The sequence below is a fragment of the Streptococcus sp. HMSC072G04 genome, from assembly GCF_001813295.1.
In the GTDB taxonomy this organism is placed as follows: Bacteria; Bacillota; Bacilli; order Lactobacillales; family Streptococcaceae; genus Streptococcus.
In genome coordinates, this window is the sequence record NZ_KV812007.1 from 1 (window position 1) to 17,505 (window position 17,505).

Genomic DNA, 17,505 nt, shown 5'->3' on the forward strand with positions numbered 1-17,505 from the left:
TTTTTTCTGTCTAACTTTTGGGGTGCAGTTCATTAGTTCCGTTGGCTCTTTTCTTATCGAAACGTATTCGATTACTTTTATTCAGTTTTCAAAGAACAATGGCTCGTTAGCCTATCAAAACACATTGAAAGCTCAATATGCTTTGGTGGAATAACAAACCTCCCTGTTCGGGAAGCGTGGAATGGTTTAGCACGCTTCCACGAAAGGAGAGAGGATATTACTTAATTTCAAATGACAAAATCTTTGTAATCAGTCTGGTTTCCATTCTTCCACGTAAGACTTCATCAACGACCATACTTTGATTGCCATATTCATCTTTCATAAGTCGTAGGGAACGCTTCGTTATGTACCCTCTGTAATGATGTAGAATCTGGTTAATCGCTTCGGTATCGCCATCTGTTGCCTTTACAATGAGAGGAAAGGGAATCATAGGATATTGTGTTTTCATTCTTCAAATTCCTCCATAAACTTTTTAATTAAGGCTAGTCCACTGGTTCTATGCCGATAGACAGTAGAACGGTTCAATTTCAACAGGTCTGCAATTTCTGAATCGCTCATGTCCATAAAGTAAAACAGCAGTAGAATTTCACGTTTCTTGTCTGACAACTCACGTAATGCTTCACTCAACAAATCATTTTCAACGCCTACTGATAACCCATTGAGTGTAAAAATCTGAAAGTCAGTTGAATAGTTATCTGTTGTCGCAAACTGGCTAACAAGATAATCGCCAACATCCGAAAAGGACACCTCACGCTTTGCAATCCTTGAAAGATAAAGCATATAATTCTTTCGCTCGTCTTCCATAGCACGTTTACAGATATAGTCAAACTGATTTTCTATTGTGGTCTGAAAAGAAGATGGTTTCATGTTTCTCACCCCCTTTCTGTCTAGGAAAGGAAGTGAGCCTTGCTCGTTTATCTCCTTTCACTCTTAGTCCCAATGTGAAAGGGGGATTTGTTGCATTACTGATAAATAAACTTTGTAAAAAAGTTCTGAATAGCCAAAAAAGCATATAAACAGATTTATTTCTCTGTTTACATGCTTCTGTTATTCTATCTATATGATTTATAAAACCACATTGGTGGACGTACTTATCTATTGCAGATAGACGACTTTTTTTGACAAGAACCCAATGTAAGGAAATTTATTGTATATGATGTACTTCATGGCGACGTTGACCTCCAACAAACCGCCATTTGGAAGTAATATACAATATTTTAACAGCGTAAATAGCACTACCATATAACGGTTTTTTTTATTGGCGTTTAGTAGTGCTTTTTATTAAATATAAACCTATAAACCATATAACACGTTTTTCTATACCTGTTTTTAATTCAGTAGGAACAATAAAATGTATAGAGGTGGTCTACTATGCGTAAAAAAGAAGATAAATATGATTTTAGAGCCTTTGGTTTAGCCATTAAAGAAGCTCGATTGAAACGAGGTTTAACTCGTGAACAAGTGGGAGCATTGATTGAAATTGACCCACGGTACTTAACTAATATTGAAAATAAAGGGCAACACCCCAGCATACAAGTTCTTTATGACCTTGTATCGTTACTTCATGTTTCCGTTGATGAATTTTTCTTACCTGGGGTCCCGAGCGCTTAGTGGGAATTTGTATCGATAAGGGGTACAAATTCCCACTAAACCAATGTTTCAAGGCCTATTTATTTTTTATATTCAATTCTCTTAAGTGTTTAGGAATAGATAACAAGTCAAATTTATACTCTCCAAGAAAAGTGATATGCTCCCAATTAATAGGAGATACATGCTTCATATACTTAGTTACTTCGGGATCTATTTTGACGAGATAATTATAAGCTGCTTGTAAGTAGACGGCGTTCCATATACTTATTGCATTTATTAACACATTAAGCGCACTAGCACTTTGAAGTTGTCGGCGAATATCGCGCTCCATAAATTTTCCGCGTCGCCCAAAAAATAGTTCTCTAGCTAAAGCATTAATCGCTTCTGTCTTATTTAGTCCATGAGTGATCCTTCGCCGTAGCTCACTATCTGTAATATAATCTATCATAAAAATGCTCTTTTCAATGCGACCTAGTTCTCTCAGTGCAAGAGCTACTCTATTCTTACGTGCGTATGAGCCTAGCTTTCCTAATAGTAAAGAACTAGATACTTTTCCTGTTTGAATCGAATAGGCGATTCGTTTAATTTCATCATAGTTTTCTTCAATAATTTTTACATTGATTTTTCCGCTTATATCTTCTGATAAGTTAGGGTAGTAGGAAGGTGATTTGATAGAAAATAATTGTGATTTTTTTATATTTCTGATGCGAGGTTCAAAATCAAAGCCTAGTAATGCGGTCATTCCAAACACCTGATCAGAATACCCATTTGTATCAGTAAAATGTTCCTCAATATCTAGATCTGTTTCATGATAAAGTAGGCCATCAAGGGTATGAGTAGCTTCCCTTGTATTAGTTGAAGCAACCTCGATATGATGAGTCGTATGCCTATCATTTATTGATCGAATCATTGTAGCTCCTTTTTCCATACTTTTGTAATGTGGATTAACATCGGATTTTAGAGCTGAGACGCCCACTGGGACGCGCATTCCGTCTGAAGCAGTGGTTTTTCCTTCACCCCAAAAGTCTGCAACAGGAAGCTTTAACTGATAATTAACCAAAACAGATTGAGCACGAGTCAGAGCTTCTTTATAAAAGCGCCATTGTTTGGCATTGGCTAACTGAGAATAAGAAATTCCAGGAGTTGATTGGGCCATTTTTTCAAGACCAATATTCATCCCTAAACCCAGCAAAGCAGCAAAAATAATTTTTCTTTCTTGTTCACTCGGCGGTTTCCCTGTAGAATCATGACTAAATTCTTGTGAAAAGTTGGTCCAACTGTCCACCTCAATTAAAAGATCACTAAGCCTTATCTTAGGAATTATTGAATAAAGTTTTTTTCTATATATTTCTGCTTCGCTAGGTGTAACTTTTTCCAACTTTTTAAGGTTTGCTCTTGAAATTCTCTTATCAACTGTCGAATAAAATTGAAGCTGTAAATCTAAAATTATTTCCCGATCCTTTAAATAGTCCTCAAACGTGTCTGGAATAGTTTCTGAATCAATACAAGCAGATAAATCAACTAAGTAATCATCAATATTTCGATGGATCATACTTCCTTCAACTGAAATATCTCCTGATCGAATATTGTTCTTTAGCTCGGTGAAAGCTACTAACTCATAGTAAGACCGATCTATTTTCCCCTCTTCTGGCCGAACAAGGCTTTTCCATTTTTTACTCACAAAATCAGTAGAAGTATCTGCCGGTATTTTTCTTTTACCACTATTGTGTAAATCAGTTAGTTGAGTTAGGGCCATGAGGACTGGATTTGCTGCCGGAGTTGCTTTGAACGAAAGGGTCCTCAATAACATTGGCGTGTATCTTCGGAGGTAATTAGCTTTATTTCGAACCATTTCTAAATAGCCATGATTTTTATTACCTGTAATTTTTTTAGCTTCTTCTCCATCTTGTACTAAATCTTCCCAAGGCATGATTCGTTCAATTTCGTCAAAAGGATTACTATCATTATCTTTTGCAAAGTGAAGAGCATCAATTAAAGAAGCATAATGTTCCAATTTTTTAGTAGCCAATTTTCCTTTTTCTTTTAACTGTTCTTGTGAATCACGTGTCCCTTTGCGTTTAATACTTGCTAAAATGCGGTCATTAATCTCAATCAGTTGATCGATCAGATATTGATGATGATTGACTAAAAAAGCAATAAGTAAAGAGTATCTTTTTTCAAGCTCAAAACGGGAGAAGTCATATGCATCATAATTTTCCCCTAGTCTAGCTAGCTGAAGAAACCTGTTCCGATTAATATGGGAGACATTAATTGTCCCGAGTCCCATGGAAGCAATCACTTCCACTTTTTTACAAATACTCATAAAGCTTTCTGGATTTGCCTTACCTGGAATGTCTTTTAGCCAAGCGAGTTTAGTTATTTTCGTCTCTTCATAAATTTGAAACAAACTCTCTAGTTTTTCAATTTGTATATCTGTTAATGAACAGAGTAATATTGAAAATAAGTTGTTTTCTGCTTTATCTCGACAGCGGCTTATAATGTCTTCAAGTGTAGCTATAGATGGAAAAATAATTCTTTTTCGAGTTAAGAAATCAATTGTTTTTTTCATTAGATAGATAGAGTCATCATTTTCTAAAGCTAGTTCAATTAAATATTCTATTAACTGTTTTTGTGTATTAGCACTACCGAATCGATGATAGTTGAATACTTCTAAGATCTCGTTGAAGTGATTTGCACGTGTATTTCTATGATCATATGAATTTAAATCAATTGCATCAAGATGGAGCTGTCGACTCACATAAGAAGTTAGTCTGGTTGATTTAATCGGCCAATTACTTAAAGAACACCCAGGATACCGGGCCAAACAAAGTTGTATCGCAAATCCTAGTTTATTGACCTTTCCACGGTGTTGATTAATAACCTCCAGATCATAATCAGAAAAACTAAAATACGCTTTAAAATCCTCTTCTGATAAGTGGTCTACAGAAAGAAGTTGTTCACGCTGTGAAGTAGTTAAAATTCTTTTCATAGCCATATCTTAAGCATTCCTTTTATTGAGGTAACGGTAAAAGGTTGTTTTGCTTAATTTAGAGGCATCAAGAATTTGACGAATAGAATACTCTTTGCTGTCATACATTTTTAAAGCTAAATCAATTGATAGCTTACCTTTACTTGGACGGCCCCCTTTTTTTCCTCGGACTCTGGCTGCCTTAAGACCAGAGTTAGTTCGTTCAATAATAATATCCCGTTCCAGTTCTGCTAAACTAGCCATAACTCGGAAAAAGAATCTTCCCATAGACGTTGAAGTATCTACGTTATCTTGAATAGATATAAAATTGACACTAAGTTCTTCAAATAATTCAGAAAGTTCAATCAAATGTTTAGTTGATCGTGAAATTCGATCTAACTTGTAAATGACAACAGAATCTCCTTCACGTAGTAGGTTGATCATTTCTTCTAATTGCGGTCGGTCTTTTTTCGCACCAGTTACTTTTTCTTGAAATAATTTATCAATTCCATAATGAGTAAGTGCATCAATTTGTAAACTAAGATTTTGATCATCCGTACTCACTCGAGCATAGCCAAAAATCATAAAAAAACCTCCTTAATTTTATAATTTAAATGTACCATAACTCATTAAGTATAACTATATAGGAACTATGAAAAAGGAACGGATTTTGGTACTTGATTTACTTAAAAAACATTTAGAAAAAGCAGGAAAATGAAAAGGTACCATAAACGGTCGTTTATGGTACCATTCAAATTTATCCTTATTGTACAAAATAACAGCGAAATTTTTAAATCTATTCCTTATCGATACAAATTCCCCGTAGGCGCTAGGGACCTCTTTAGCTCCTTGGAAGCTGTCAGTAGTATACCTAATAATTTATCTACATTCCCTTTAGTAACGTGTAACTTTCCAAATTTACAAAAGCGACTCATAGAATTATTTCCTCCCGTTAAATAATAGATAACTATTAAAAATAGACAATACTTGCTCATAAGTAACGGTACTTAAATTGTTTACTTTGGCGTGTTTCATTGCTTGATGAAACTGATTTTTAGTAAACAGTTGACGATATTCTCGATTGACCCATTTTGAAACAAAGTACGTATATAGCTTCCAATATTTATCTGGAACATCTGTGGTATGGCGGGTAAGTTTTATTAAGACACTGTTTACTTTTGGTTTAGGATGAAAGCATTCCGCTGGCAGCTTAAGCAATTGCTGAATCGAGACTTGAGTGTGCAAGAGCAACCCTAGTGTTCGGTGAATATCCAAGGTACGCTTGTAGAATCCTTCTTCAACAATCAGATAGATGTCAGACGCATGGCTTTCAAAAACCACTTTTTTAATAATTTGTGTGCTTAAATGGTAAGGAATATTCCCAACAATTTTATACCTCTGTTTGTTAGGGAATTGAAACTGTAGAATATCTTGGTGAATTAAAGTGACACGAATGTTCAGTTTTAATTTTTCTGACGATAAGTTGAATAGATGACTGTCTAATTCAATAGACGTTACCTGTTTACTTATTTTAGCCAGTTTCGTCGTTAAATGCCCTTTACCTGTTCCAATTTCGTAAACGGTATCGGTTTCTTTTAAATTCAATTGTTTTATTATTTGGTTGAGTACTTTTTCACTCGTTAAAAAGTTTTGAGAATATTTTATATTTTTGTTCATGTAATCACTCCTGAAGTGATTACATCTATAAATAAATACAGAAGTTAAACGATTTGTTTGTAATTTTAGTTATCTGTTTAAAAAGTCATAAGATTAGTCACTGGTAGGAATTAATCTAACGTATTTATTTATCTGCGTAATCACTGTTTTTAGTCTGTTTCAAAACAGTAGATGTTTTATCTACATTACGCATTTGGAATACCAACATGACGAATCCCTCCTTCTTAATTACAAATTTTTAGCATCTAATTTAACTTCAATTCCTATTATACAAAATTTTAAGATAATGCACAATCAACACACTCTTAAGTTTGCTTCTAAGTCTTATTTCCATAACTTTAGGGTTAACCATACGCAAGACCAATCACTCTCGGACAATACTCATGATTTTAATGATAAAATCCATGTTAAACCCATAGATAAGAAATACACCTGCAATAACCGTTACCTGTTTGTGCCAATTTAAAAATGCACCACTTTTTTATAATTAAAACGGTTGAAAACTGTACCACTAATAACTCACAATAGAGAGATGTCACCGTCAAGTTAAATGTACAAAATAACAGCGAAATTTTTAAATCTATTTCTTATCGATACAAATTCCTCGTAGGCGCTCGGGACCCCTACCTGCTAATAACTTGGTAAAAAGCACCCGACGATTACAGATAGAGAAATACATGGATAGCTTTACAGACAAAGAACTATCCTTAATGGAATCTTTAGCCAGCGGTATCAACGAAGCAAGAAACATCGAAGACTAATTAAAAGAATCCATACATAACGGAAAGAGCCGATAAAATGAGATTGTATTAATCTCATTTTATCGGCTCTGCGTCTTTGCGTCTGGCTCTGTAATCACAGTTACTTTGAACTGCTTTATTTCAATTAAATTTTCTTGTCTGCATTTCGGACAATAGAGGGGGAATTTTTTTAATTCAGTATCTTCCCTTATCTTTAATCGTGTTTTATTTCCACATACAGGACACAATATCCACTTGTAGTTTATAATAACTATCTCCTCCTTTACACTTTAATTCAAATCTTTATTAAAAAATATTTCATCTTATTTAACAAGAAACCATATTTATATAACAACATAAAATACACTAAGTTATTTTATTGAACATATATCGTACTTTATCTATCCGACTATTTGGACGACGGGGCTGGCAAACAGGTTCACCGGTAGTAACATGGTACCCTTTTAACTCTGTTAAACAAACACTACGTCCATTTGTAAAGAAAGTTAAATCACTACGATATTCTTGAATACACCGAGCAGGGATTTCTCCACTAAGAATGACCTCATTATTTTTCAATTGAGTGTCTACGATGTTCGCACAATATTTAGGAGCATCGTTGTATGCTCGTGAAAGATATTCCTGTGGCGCATAAATTTTAAAACTAAGATATGGCTCTAACAATTCTGTTCCAGCTTTTTTTAAGACTTGTTCCAATACAATAGGAGCAAGCATCCGAAAATCTGCTGGGGTACTAACAGGGCTATAGTATAAGCCATACTTAAAACAGATTTTACAATCCGTCACATTCCAACCATATAATCCTTGTTCGCAACCATAGCGTATCCCTTCCATAACTGCATTTTGAAATGATTGATTTAAGTATCCAAGAGAAACCGAGCTCTCATACTGCATTCCACTTCCCAACGGAAGCGGTGATACAGATAAACCAATGGAAGCCCAGAAAGGATTTGGCGGCACTTCGATGTGAATGGTATATTCTGCATTTTTTAACGGTCTCTCCATATAAATGACTGTAGGCTCTTTTAGTTCTATCTCCACATGATACTTTTCTTGCAACAGTGCACTAATCACTTCCATTTGTACTTTCCCTAAGAAAGAAAGTATAATTTCATGTGTCGTAGAATCCACGTAATATCGTAGAAGCGGATCACTATCTGAGATTTCCAAAAGGGCATCAAGCAACATTTCTCTCTGTTCAGGTTTACTCGGTTCAACAGTTGTTTGTAGTAGAGGGTGCGGATTTTCAATCTTTTTTCTCTGTGGCAATAGTTTTGTATCTCCAAGAACACTATTTAACTTCAAAAACTCATTTTGCAAAATAACAATTTCTCCAGAATAAGCTCTATCAATCTTACATAATTCACCATTTATTGAAGTATACATTTCTGTAACTTTTATTTTTTCTTTTTCTGATACTCTAACCGAATCTCGTAAATGTAGTACTCCACTATAAAGGCGTATATATGCAAGACGTTGTCTTTTTTTTGTATATTCAATTTTGAAAACATTTCCGCAAAGTTCAGACGGACCTCGATGTGTTGATGAATAAAATTTATTCGTAATCACTTCTATAAGGTTATCAATCCCTATATTGTTTTTTGCACTTCCGTGATAAACAGGGAACAGGGAACAATTATGAAATCTTATGCTTTCCTCTTGTTCGAGTTCCAATGCTTCTAATGATTTACCGGACATATATTTCTCTAAAAGGTCATCGTTTCCCTCTATTACCGTATCCCATTGTTCAGATTCGGTAAAGTTCGTCACACACATATTAGGATACAGTTCTACCTTCTGTTTGATTACAATTTCGGCAGAAAGTTTCTCTTTAATATCCTGATAAACCGTTGATAAATCAATTCCATTTTGGTCAATCTTATTGATAAAAAAGATTGTGGGAATCCCCATTTTCCTAAGTGCATGAAATAATATACGAGTTTGTGCTTGTACGCCATCTTTTGCAGAAATCAGTAGAATTGCCCCATCTAAAACTGATAATGAACGATATACTTCTGCTAAGAAATCCATATGTCCTGGCGTGTCTATGATGTTCACCTTCGTATTTTCCCACTGAAAAGAGGTTATTCCTGTCTGAATTGTAATTCCTCTCTGACGTTCTAAAAGCGTATTATCCGTCCTCGTTGTACCTTTGTCCACGCTTCCTAATTCTGTAATCGCTCCACTGTTATATAATAAGCTTTCTGTTAAGGTAGTTTTTCCTGCATCAACATGAGCTAAAACTCCAATATTAATAATTTTCATGTGATTTTCCTCCATTCAAAAACCCAAAAGGGCATAAAAATCCCAGTGATAAATACTTTTATCACTGGGATTTTTATGCATAACCATAGGTATACAAAGCATACAGATATTCTCTGGATACTTTAGAATCACATGATAAAGGTATTCTTAAACTGGGTACAAAAAACTAAGCCCTCCTAAAAAAGGACATCTAATTATTTGTTCCCGCTATCAAATTGACAGTTTATTTAAGAATACCTTGCCGCATATTTATTAACTCCTTTTAAATAGTCACTTAAATAATAGCACGTAAGAGCATATTTGTAAAGGAATCTCCAATTTTTTATCAAAAAGAGTACATGATTACAAAGTATCTGTAATCATGTACCAATATTTGTTATTTTACAATCTTCCAATTACTCCCGTTCTTTTCAAGTACCAAATCAAATTGAGATACCTGCGTTGCTTTGGTCTGCTGGTCGATATACTCCACTGTCAGCGATACCGTGACTTGATTATCCTTACGATTGTGAATAGGATTTACCAGTTCTTGAAAGATGTACTCTTTTCCGATTGGTTTTAATATCCCGTCATTCACATAGTAGGAAAGTTCACTGGCTGTCGCTGTAGGATAGAGCTTGAAGAACGTCGTTAAAAACTCATTGATTTCATTGGTTGTAATGGAATCAACCGTCCCCTCACTTTCAATGGCTTTTGGTTTATAACTTGATTTCTTAGGTATGTTGGTAATGGTCGGATTCTTAACCAGTACCATATTTCCAGAACCATCTACATAGACACTCACTATATAAGCAGAGTGGACGGTCTTTGTATTTTCTCCCTCTGTAATGAGCTGGTCTACACTGTAGGTTACATTAAACTCATTGTCGCCAGTTGGCTCTACCGTCCATATCTGAAATCCTCTTACAGAAGACGATACAGGAATATCTTTGCGTACTGTATCAACATTGAGAGCTTGAAGTTCATCTGTCAGATAGCCTTTTAGACTTTCCATTCGATTATCAATGGACTTATCGGATTGCTCCCATGAATAGTAGACTTTCGCAAAGTTCTCTACAAAATTTTCTACATGATGAGTATCAACGTATTCCTTTTCTATGATAGTTGTTTCGTGAATAGTATGAGTATCTATAGCTGTAAAGTGCTTGAATATCGCAAAGCTGAAACTAAGCCCTAAAAGTACCCACAAGGCAATCACAACCTTTTTATGAGGATTGACCTTATAGACACGAGGTTTCTTTTCCTTTGGTATCTGTTTTTCTTTATTCTGATTTTTTCTAAATTTCATCATTAAATCTTCCTTTCTCATTGTTTGATTCGTCCTGCTTCCACTAAATGCTGTTGCCAGTAGGGGCTTGTTAAGTCGGCATAACCGATTGGGTCGCCTGCATGAAACATACGGTTATTGCCAAGGTATATCCCAACATGAGTAATATAAGAGCCAGCGTTATAGGTAGAATGAAAGAAAACCAAATCGCCAGCTTGTGCTTCCGATAGTGGGATATGCTGGGTCACATCATATTGCTGTTGTGCGGTTCGTGGTAAGTTAATTCCAGCTTTTCCATACGTCCATTGTGTCAGTCCGCTACAATCAAAAGAAGTAGTCGGGGAAGCTCCACCGTAAACGTATCGCCAGCCCTCATATTTCAGTGCTTCGTCCATGATGGCTTGTACCGTATCATCATCAAACTCTGTTGTGACAAGATACTGCGTTACCAGTTGCACATAAAACATATTGCCATAGTTGTATCGCCAGCCCCCATTGATAGGTATGGCTATGGGATTGGGGTAAGACACTTTTTCGCCACCTGAATACTCTTTTGAGAAACTTTGAGCCAGTTCAAAGGTATATTTATTTCCACGATTAGCCACATACCCTAAGAAACCACCACCATAATTGTAGGACTGGATAACCGATTCTAAATCTACACTGAGCCTTTCGCTACTGGCTAATAATTCACTGAAATACTTCACACCTTGCTTAATGGATTCTTCTGTACTCAATGAATTAGGTGGAAGACCGAGGGATTCCGAGGACTGCATAACATCTTCCGCAGTACCGCCCGATTCCACCTGTATAATCGCAAGAAGTATGTTGACATATTCTTCAACGCCATATTCTTTGGCATATTTTTCTACCATAGGCTTATGAGCCAGCACTTCTGCGGAAACATTCACACCTCCATAATGAATATTGGAAATTCCGCTGTCCTGTTCATCTGAAAATAAAATGGCAACAAACAGAAGCAGTGAGAAGACCATCAAGAATAATCCAGAACCACCAATCACTAAAGTTTTCAACTTCATGGTTTCTTACCGACTTTCTTAATGGTGGCGGTTTTGATTGGTGGTCTACTTCTTGTATTTTGTAGTGGTACTCTTTGAACAGTAGACGGACGTTCTTTTGTGATTGGACGTTGTGAAGTTCTATCTGCTGTAGTGGTTGAAGTTGCTGGCTTTTGAACGGTTTTTTCTTGAACGGTATTGCCTTGGCGTTCCACTTTTGGACTTGAAAAATCGGACTTAACTGCTGGACGCTCTTGTTTGGCTTGTTGAGATTCCTTATATGAAGTCTGAATATTAGACTGTTTTGAGGTCTGTTCATCATGATATTGTTCTTGTCTTGTAGTCGGTCTTTCATGAACAGAAGAAGCAGGCTGTTTTTTCTGTTTGACCTGTTCCATTTCAGAGCGACGCTTCGCAATGGTTTTTCGCCTTTGTTCCTGCTGTTCCTTGCGTCCACTGGCTCTGTCCGCTTTGGTTTGAGAAATACTACTGGTTAAATCACGGACATTCTCTTTTACTTTGGATTTTCCTTGATATACTGCATATCTTGCATTGGTCGGCAAATCTTTAACCTGTTCTTTCAAACCACTAGCAGTGTCTACCATTCTGTCTTTGGTATCAGCTACTGTACCGATGGTTTGACCGATACGTTTTCCAAGTGTTGATTTTTCCTTTCCGTCTGGTCGGGAGTGATCTGCTTGTGTCCTTGCAGAACTCCCCGAACCCGACTGTCCTTTTTTACCTGTAACAATGGCAGACCCAGCCCCTAGAGTAGTCATGGAACGTCCAAGTTTCCGCTGTAGACGGTGCATGTGAGCGTGCATAAGCATACGAGGTTTTCTCATCACACGACTTCCCACACTTTGAGAATCGTTACTCTGTAGAGAAAACATACTCATTAAATCGCCCAGCTTGAAGTAGATTCCTGCAAAGGTCACAATCTGTAGAAAAGCAATCAAAAAGAACGGATAACCAGCCGATAAGGTATAGAGCATGGTTGAAATACTAAATGCTGTCGTAATAATCAATGTGATTCCAGCTCGTGTCAAAATGGTATTAAAGAGCTTTGTTATGGCTCGTTTTGACATACCATCAAATGATGGAATCATGCTTAAAATAAAGCTCACAGGCAGAAACATAGCATAGATGATAAAAAGTACCTGCGAGAAAATCATGATTCCTGTTAATAGGAATACAAATATGGAAATCCCAATATTGAAGACAAATAGGAAGAAGACTGTACCTAAACGGTTAATGGTCTTTGTAATGGTTAGATTGGTATTGCTTCTGTCTTCAATTTCTTCCGCAACAATTTTTTCTCTGTCTTCGCCATTGTTGGAATCTGGGCTGGTGGAGAGCAGGCTTTCCACACGGTCAATACCGATACTTTCAATGTCTGAACTGTTGTATTGAAGCAGTAGCCACGGTTGCTGAACCTGTATGGAAAACAGGCTATCTCTGATTAAGTCCACGCTGTCCTTGCCTTGACTATCGGAATGGGGCATGACAATCTTCGTGCCAAGTGATAAACTGGCATTACTGATGTCTGATGAAAAGTCATTGATTTTTTTAATGTAGTCGGGAGCGTAGGCAATAAAGGAAGCCGATAGGATAAACACCAGCACAAAATTCATAATGGCATGAATTGCCTTTGTGGTTTCTCTCTTTATCAGTCCCGTATAGGCAACATAAACCCCAAGAACCAAAATCAAGAGTAAGAGGAATCCAACATAGAAACCCTCTGTTGAAAATCCGTTTGCACTCACACCAGCTAAGGTCTGCATATTCTTACCAATGGAATCTGCTGTAGCGGAAATGAAGTCTAAGGAATAGGCTTCCTGTACTAAGTAACCTGTCGCATTGGAAACATACAAACTGATTGTCCAAATAAAATTGGTAATGGCATATAGTCCATACATGACCTGTTTTCCAATCCCGTCCGACCAGTTCCACGGAAGCCAGCCCCAGCTATTATCCACATAAAAATCCAGTTGATAGTTTTCAAGTGGGTATCGGCTGTATTCATTTGCCACATTGACCGTATCATCTACCAAGCCCGCAGCTTGAACCACCGTTCCCAGCATGGCTAAAAGAAAAATGGCAATCACAAGTGTGAAAGCCACTGTCATTGCCACTTTACCTAGACGTTTCAGCGTCCAGTTTGATTTTATTCTGTTTACTATTGATGGTTTCACATTTACACCTCTTTTCGCACAGGTGGTCTGGTATCAAAGGCATGGAGCAGTTCTTCAAATACAGGGTGGAACTGTATCACACCGACACGACCATATAAATCACTGATAAGGCATTGCCCGTTTTCCAAATCACGCAATCGCTTCTGATTGTTTTCGTCCTCTGGGTCTACACCAAAAAAGGCTAAGGTCTTTTTAATCTCGTTAAGGTCAGTGGAACGAAATGCAAATTTTAAGCCGAGGTTATTTTTCAGTTTTTCATCTAAGAGGTCGTCTGTATTTTGGGTCACGAAATATACCCCAGCGTTCATAGCACGACCAGCCCGAACCAGCTTCATAGATAGTGTTTTTCCTTGTGCTACCTGTAAAAAGCTCCATGCTTCGTCTAAATCTACAATCTTGAAAATGCTTCGGTCTGTATGGATAAAGTCTAAAGCAAAGGTACTAATGACAATCAGCATAGCAACGGATAAAAGCTCCATAGTGGTATATTCCTCAAAGGAAGTTTCCTTGTCGGGAAGTACCAAGTCCGCAACCTGTATAATGTTCAGTTGTTTTTCTAAGCTGATAGACTGCTCCACATAACCATTACTGAATAATAAATGTGCAAAGTCATAGTCTGTAAAACTTTCGATATGGTCGGCTATACTGGTACTTAGTGGCGTATTCTCAACCCGTAATTCCTCAATCACTTTCATCAACCCTCGTACTTCACTATTGGTTACTGCACGAATGGCTTTTCTAAGGATTGGGAAGCGTTCCCCATCACGAGAGGAAATCCCCGTAAGGAATGTCAGAATATCAATAGCCAGTGATTCAGAATCTTTGGGATTTTTCATAATCACATAAGGGTCAAGTAAGCCTTTGTTTTTCTCATCAGAAGTCAGAGTGACGATATTGATTTCATGGGAAATCTCTGGCAAGGTTTCTTTCCATCTGCCACGTACTGCTTTTGGGTCTACAATCACTGCTTGTGCCCCATAAAGCACCGCATAATAGACGATAAGGTTATTCGCAAAGGATTTACCACCACCCAGCGAACCAACAAAAGCCGACGCTAACGCATTGGTTACTGAACCCTTAACCCCTTGACTGGCAAGAGCAGGTTTCAGATAGACATTGCGTCCAGTATCTAAGCTGTAGCCAACATAAATCCCCTCATTTTCCCCCAGCATTTGAGTAGCACCAAAACCTAAACCAGCGAGGAAATCAGAGGTCACGTATTGAATATAATCATTCATATAACGCTTGCTGGCAGGTAAAAATTCTTCATGTAAGCCGAGCATATCCCCAAATGGTCGTACCAGTTTTACGCTTAAATCGTCATAAAAATCTTTCACTTCATTACAACGACGTTTGAGTTCGTCAAGATCATTTGCTGATACCCTTACCACATAAGACAGCTTGTACATAGATTCCTTGCTTTGGTCTAAATTGGTTTCCAGCTCATTCACACTTTCCAGAGCTTCCGCCACATTGGAGCTGGTTTCATTATCACTTTGCCAAGCGTGGTTATCCAAGTCTTTCAGTTCTTTCTTTTTATTGCGGACAGTAGATAGGGCTTTACGATTCGCTACAATTTCCACATTCATTGACGTATCAATCGGGAATGTAAATTGCTGTTGCTGGTAGTAGAAGATTTCAGAGGACGGGAAGTCCAGTTCTCCGACAATGCTGTTAATGGTAAAGTAAGCTACATAGACGGTTTCATCTTCCTGCTGGATTTTCAAATATCGCTGTTTTTCTTCCACCAAACAGCGAGTAGGCTTAATCAAGTCATAGTATTTAATCAGCGTTTCATTATCCAGCTTTTTCTTTGATAGATGGTACTCATACTCTTCATAGGCAGTGCCTGTCTGTCCGTAAAGGTGTTCAATCAGATAGCCGAAGTCGTCCTTATCTAACCTGCGGATTTTGAAACGACGAGAGATTTTATTTTCTAAGAGCTTTTCCATCTTCTGAAAACGCAGGATTTCATCATTACTCATACTAACAAAATCGCCCATCAGCTTATGGTTCACATCATAGACAAAATCAGACAAAGCATTTTTTGCTTCAACGGTAAGACTTTTCATAGAAAACTCCTGATCGTTGAGAAGCAACTTAAAGCCGATAAAGAAACGGTAGTTCACTTGATTTTCGCCAATCATGGATATTAAAGCGTCTGTCTGTTGGTCGATTTTGTCATAGGCAACCGCTTTGAGCTTGCCAGTGACTTCATTTTTGGAACGCTCTTGTGCAGAACGTATGCTGGATTCTGTACTGATTTGTAAAGCATGAATTTTGCCATCACGATTTTGTGCGATAAGCTGTCTGAAAGAATCATGCACTTGTATTTTCTGTTCTGGACTTAGAAATGAGTAATTGTAAGGAACAAGCTCATAGTAAGCATAACATTCCCCGTCTTTATTCCAGACGAGATTGTTTTCAATGTATTTAATTGGATATGCCATAAAATTCACTCCTAACTGCTGTAATGGCTTCTTGTGGCTGGTTTCTGCCAAGCGTTACTTTTTTTCCTGCATAGGTCAGCTTTGGTCGCAGTGCATAAGCAATGACAGACTTCAAAAATCCATAAGGCTTTTTACCATCAAAAGTTTTTGTAGACATAAACCATGTGAAAGCCACAGGAATCCCAAAGTATTTGAGAAATGCTCCCTCTATCATGGAAAGAGGGGGCAAGTTGCCAAGTATCATCACTGCAAAGAGTGACACGACAAACCATGTCATTTGCGTAAAGGTTATGGGAAACGGAAGTCTAAAATCATTGATAGAATACAGTACCTTTTCCACAGACCAGATACTGGTATAGCTTCGTATTTTCTTCATGTAATCAATCCTTTCATAAAAAATAGGGGTAGCTGATTGAGCCACCCCGTAAAATAGAAAATCTGCCAGTAGTAATGTACCGACAGATTTAATAGACGATTTCAAAAATCCCATGATTGGTTGAGATAAACGTTCCTGAAAGGTCTAAATCCCGACCATAGGCTTGATAATCAATATAGTTTTGAAGACTAGCTGGTACTTCGCCTAAAGCACCCGTTTCTTCAATGTAGTAGCGTGCCACGTCATACATATCATCACAATCGGAATGAATGATAATATCCTCTTGATGTTCGCTTAGTTCTTCAATGCTTGAAAAATGAGTGAGCAGAGCAGATAGCTCCGATTGTAATTCTTCGGGTAATTCCGATACCATTTCCCATAGTCGATTGAGTTCGCCAATGGAAGTGTATTCGTCAACCGTAAAGGGTAACTCGTAGTCATGAATGGCGTATTCCTCATATTCATCATTCAAGCCGATTTTCTCTTTGACTTCCTCAAAGTCAATGGGAAAGGTAAACCACGCACCGACCAATTCGCCCTCATTGTATTTGCCTAAATTCGCAATATAGACTTGCATATCGTCCATATATTCACGTCCTTTCTTTGTAGAGATTCAAAAATCCCTACCGCACTTCGTTTGGTGTACCATTCCTTTGCGGAACATAAGAAAACCACTTATATTCCACAAAAGAACGGTTTTATTTAAGCACCAATAATGCGATTGAATAGCTCTAGTAAAATGTCTTTTACTCCAGCAGCGTTGAAGACTAAGCCAACCGCAATAATCGCAATAATTAAAAAGCCAATCAGTTTGCTAAACTCACGCTTGAAGCCAAGATACAAGCCAATCACAACGATTGCTAAAAGCACCAGTGATTGAGCGTTTGATAGAAACCAGTTATAAAGGTTTTGTCCAAAATTCATAAAAATGTTCTCC

At 37.3% G+C, this 17,505-nt stretch carries 15 protein-coding genes and 4 pseudogenes; 2 read left to right on the forward strand and 17 right to left on the reverse strand.

Going from position 1 to position 17,505, the window contains the following annotated elements:
• Nucleotides 1-217: 217 nt before the first annotated feature.
• Together HMPREF2904_RS01250 and HMPREF2904_RS01255 are read right to left on the reverse strand one after the other, a co-directional pair.
• Nucleotides 218-448, reverse strand: coding sequence for a helix-turn-helix domain-containing protein (locus HMPREF2904_RS01250; RefSeq protein ID WP_000857133.1), 231 nt, complete (start codon nt 446-448; stop codon nt 218-220).
• On the reverse strand, nt 445-867 hold the full coding sequence (locus HMPREF2904_RS01255; protein WP_070659530.1) for a sigma-70 family RNA polymerase sigma factor: 423 nt from the start codon (nt 865-867) through the stop codon (nt 445-447). Before HMPREF2904_RS01255 ends, HMPREF2904_RS01250 begins: the two co-directional genes overlap by 4 nt.
• A gap of 504 nt (nt 868-1,371) precedes the next feature.
• On the opposite strand from HMPREF2904_RS01255, the pseudogene HMPREF2904_RS01260 reads away from it, so the two are divergent.
• Nucleotides 1,372-1,593 (forward strand): annotated as a pseudogene (locus tag HMPREF2904_RS01260) (helix-turn-helix domain-containing protein); the annotation flags it as partial.
• A gap of 73 nt (nt 1,594-1,666) precedes the next feature.
• Here the strand turns inward: HMPREF2904_RS01260 and HMPREF2904_RS01265 are convergent.
• From HMPREF2904_RS01265 to HMPREF2904_RS12075, 5 genes and pseudogenes are all read right to left on the reverse strand, one after another.
• The gene (locus tag HMPREF2904_RS01265; protein WP_001240982.1) at nt 1,667-4,585 is read right to left on the reverse strand and encodes a Tn3 family transposase; all 2,919 of its coding nucleotides are present in this window, start codon (nt 4,583-4,585) and stop codon (nt 1,667-1,669) included.
• 3 nt (nt 4,586-4,588) lie between these two features.
• Nucleotides 4,589-5,143, reverse strand: a complete 555-nt coding sequence (locus HMPREF2904_RS01270; protein WP_000576156.1) for a recombinase family protein — start codon at nt 5,141-5,143, stop codon at nt 4,589-4,591.
• Between the two features lie 354 nt (nt 5,144-5,497).
• Nucleotides 5,498-6,235, reverse strand: a complete 738-nt coding sequence (erm(B), locus tag HMPREF2904_RS01275; RefSeq protein WP_001038790.1) for a 23S rRNA (adenine(2058)-N(6))-methyltransferase Erm(B) — start codon at nt 6,233-6,235, stop codon at nt 5,498-5,500.
• A gap of 124 nt (nt 6,236-6,359) precedes the next feature.
• Nucleotides 6,360-6,443, reverse strand: coding sequence for a 23S rRNA methyltransferase attenuation leader peptide (locus tag HMPREF2904_RS01280; RefSeq protein ID WP_001814874.1), 84 nt, complete (start codon nt 6,441-6,443; stop codon nt 6,360-6,362).
• A gap of 48 nt (nt 6,444-6,491) precedes the next feature.
• A pseudogene (locus HMPREF2904_RS12075) lies at nt 6,492-6,575 on the reverse strand (MLS leader peptide); the annotation flags it as partial.
• 283 nt (nt 6,576-6,858) lie between these two features.
• Between HMPREF2904_RS12075 and HMPREF2904_RS01285 the strand changes: the two are divergent.
• A pseudogene (locus tag HMPREF2904_RS01285) lies at nt 6,859-6,996 on the forward strand (XRE family transcriptional regulator); the annotation flags it as partial.
• A gap of 59 nt (nt 6,997-7,055) precedes the next feature.
• On the opposite strand, the gene HMPREF2904_RS10955 reads toward HMPREF2904_RS01285, so the two are convergent.
• From HMPREF2904_RS10955 to HMPREF2904_RS01325, 10 genes and pseudogenes are all read right to left on the reverse strand, one after another.
• Complete coding sequence (locus HMPREF2904_RS10955; protein ID WP_000336323.1) at nt 7,056-7,223, reverse strand: cysteine-rich KTR domain-containing protein; 168 nt, start codon at nt 7,221-7,223, stop codon at nt 7,056-7,058.
• Nucleotides 7,224-7,341: 118 nt separating this feature from the next.
• Entirely contained in the window at nt 7,342-9,261 is a 1,920-nt protein-coding gene (gene tet(M) / locus HMPREF2904_RS01290) for a tetracycline resistance ribosomal protection protein Tet(M) (RefSeq protein ID WP_000691727.1), read from the reverse strand.
• A gap of 15 nt (nt 9,262-9,276) precedes the next feature.
• Nucleotides 9,277-9,324 (reverse strand): annotated as a pseudogene (locus HMPREF2904_RS12115) (hypothetical protein); the annotation flags it as partial.
• A gap of 313 nt (nt 9,325-9,637) precedes the next feature.
• A complete protein-coding gene (locus HMPREF2904_RS01295; protein WP_001224319.1) occupies nt 9,638-10,570 on the reverse strand; it encodes a conjugal transfer protein in 933 nt (310 codons plus the stop codon).
• Nucleotides 10,567-11,568: a bifunctional lytic transglycosylase/C40 family peptidase gene (locus tag HMPREF2904_RS01300; RefSeq protein ID WP_070659532.1), complete on the reverse strand. Its 1,002-nt coding sequence runs from the start codon at nt 11,566-11,568 to the stop codon at nt 10,567-10,569. The genes HMPREF2904_RS01295 and HMPREF2904_RS01300 overlap by 4 nt, the downstream gene beginning before the upstream one ends.
• A complete protein-coding gene (locus HMPREF2904_RS01305) occupies nt 11,565-13,742 on the reverse strand; it encodes a CD3337/EF1877 family mobilome membrane protein (RefSeq protein ID WP_000804748.1) in 2,178 nt (725 codons plus the stop codon). The genes HMPREF2904_RS01300 and HMPREF2904_RS01305 overlap by 4 nt, the downstream gene beginning before the upstream one ends.
• 2 nt (nt 13,743-13,744) lie before the next feature.
• The gene (locus HMPREF2904_RS01310) at nt 13,745-16,192 is read right to left on the reverse strand and encodes a conjugal transfer ATPase TcpF (protein WP_070659534.1); all 2,448 of its coding nucleotides are present in this window, start codon (nt 16,190-16,192) and stop codon (nt 13,745-13,747) included.
• Entirely contained in the window at nt 16,176-16,568 is a 393-nt protein-coding gene (locus HMPREF2904_RS01315) for a conjugal transfer protein (RefSeq protein WP_000723888.1), read from the reverse strand. Before HMPREF2904_RS01315 ends, HMPREF2904_RS01310 begins: the two co-directional genes overlap by 17 nt.
• Nucleotides 16,569-16,656: 88 nt before the next feature.
• Nucleotides 16,657-17,154 carry an antirestriction protein ArdA gene (locus tag HMPREF2904_RS01320; protein ID WP_000342539.1) on the reverse strand — a complete coding sequence of 166 codons (498 nt, stop codon included), beginning with the start codon at nt 17,152-17,154 and terminating at the stop codon, nt 16,657-16,659.
• Between the two features lie 116 nt (nt 17,155-17,270).
• A complete protein-coding gene (locus HMPREF2904_RS01325) occupies nt 17,271-17,492 on the reverse strand; it encodes a hypothetical protein (protein WP_001009056.1) in 222 nt (73 codons plus the stop codon).
• Nucleotides 17,493-17,505 lie beyond the last annotated feature (13 nt).